Source organism: Nocardioides sp., from assembly GCF_036401255.1.
Lineage (GTDB): Bacteria > Actinomycetota > Actinomycetes > Propionibacteriales > Nocardioidaceae > Nocardioides.
The window spans coordinates 1-1615 of sequence record NZ_DASWVI010000460.1 but is presented as its reverse complement, the minus strand read 5'-3'; the positions used below and the strand labels follow the sequence as shown (position 1 = coordinate 1615).

The 1615-nt window shown below is 68.7% G+C and carries 2 protein-coding genes; both read left to right on the top strand.

From position 1 onward, the window contains the following. Positions 1 to 89: 89 nt before the first annotated feature. The gene (locus VGD85_RS20930; RefSeq protein ID WP_331065365.1) at positions 90 to 494 is read left to right on the top strand and encodes a hypothetical protein; all 405 of its coding nucleotides are present in this window, start codon (positions 90 to 92) and stop codon (positions 492 to 494) included. Positions 495 to 614: 120 nt separating this feature from the next. After that, positions 615 to 1615, top strand: a 1001-nt coding sequence (locus VGD85_RS20925) for a cytochrome P450 (RefSeq protein WP_331065364.1), incomplete at its 3' end; no start/stop codon positions are given.

Genomic DNA, 1615 nt, shown 5'->3' with positions numbered 1-1615 from the left:
TCTCGCTCATGCCACCACCCTAGGCACGGTTAGGGTTTGGGAGTGGGCCGTCATCGGCGGCGGACGATCCATCGTGAGGAGTCGCAGGCATGGCAGGAAAGGGAAAGCTCGTCGGCACGGCGATCAAGCTGGGCACGAAGTACGGCCCCCAGGTCTGGGTCGCCTCCAAGGCCCTGCGCGAGCCCGCCAAGGAGGCCGCGCAGAAGATCGTCGCCAGCGAGAAGGCGCGCAAGGCCGCGCTGGGGCACGCCAGGACCATCAGCGACGGCAGCATCCTCAAGGTCTACAAGGGCGACCAGTCCCTCTGGCTCGTCTTCAGCGGCGACACCGCGGTCACCGTGTACCCGCCGAGCGACGTGCCCTTGAGCGCGCTGCTGCGGGGGGCCGACCTGACCAAGCGGATCCGCCCCACCGACCAGCTCCCTCCCAAGGACCGGCTCAAGGACGCGGCCACCACCGCCCTGCGTCGCGGCAAGCCCGACTCCATCAACTGAGCTCGGGGGCGGGAAGGGCCGGCACCACGCGCCGGCCTCGACATGATTCGTCGCGTGCATGTGGTGCTATCCGAAACATGCGTTGGACAGATCTTACGGGTAGCCCATTCACTGAACACCATGTCAAGCAAAACTCCTGCCACCGCACCGGCAGACCTCGACCTGTTTGCCGACGACGTCCTGGTCGACCCCTACCCGACCTTCCGTGAGCTCCGCGAGACCGCCGCCGTGGTCCACGTGCCGAAGAACGATGTCTACGCGCTGACGCGCTACGACACGATCCGCGCCGCCCTCGGCGACTGGGAGACCTTCTCCTCGACGTCCATCGGGTTCAACCCGATGGTCAACGAGGCCCTGACGGGCACGTCGCTCGCCTCCGACCCTCCCCTGCACACGCAGCTTCGGGCCGTGCTCACCGAGAACCTGTCGCCTCGCGCCCTGCGCACCCTCAAGGTGACGATCGACGCGAAGGCCGACGCGCTGGTCGCCGACCTCGTCGAGCAGGGCTCGTTCGAGGCGATCGACGCCCTGGCTCGCGCCTTCCCCCTCGAGGTCGTCGCCGACCTGATCGGGTTCACCGGACCGGTCCGCGACAACATGCTGCGGTGGGGCCAGGCGGCGATGCAGGTCATCGGCCCGATGAACCAGCGCACCGCGGAGAACTTCCCGATCGCGGGCGAGCTCTACGGCTGGTGCTCGACGGTCACCGCCGACGACCTGTCGCCGGGATCGGTGGGACGCGGCGTCTTCGACGCCGAGACCAGGGGCGACATCCCGGAGGGCACGGCGGGCCACATCATCCACCAGTACCTCGGTGCCGGCGTCGACTCGACCATCGCGGCCATCGGCAACATCGTCGCCCTCTTCGCGGCACACCCCGACCAGCTCGCGCTCGTGCGCAAGGACCTCTCGCTGGTGCCGGCGGCCTTCAACGAGGTCCTCCGCTACTGGGCGCCGCTGCACGCCTGGGGCCGCAAGGTGATCAAGGACGTCGAGATCGACGGCGCCCTCGTGCCGGCTGGCTCGCAGGTCGCGATCCTCTTCGGGGCCGGCAACCATGACCCGCGACAGTACGACAACCCGGAGGCGTTCTCCGTCGAGCGCAACCCCGTCGACCACCT

Coding starts and splice junctions, on each gene's coding strand:
- VGD85_RS20930 (WP_331065365.1), top strand. CDS start 90: ATGGCAGGAAAGGGAAAGCTCGTCGGCACGGCGATCAAGCTGGGCACG.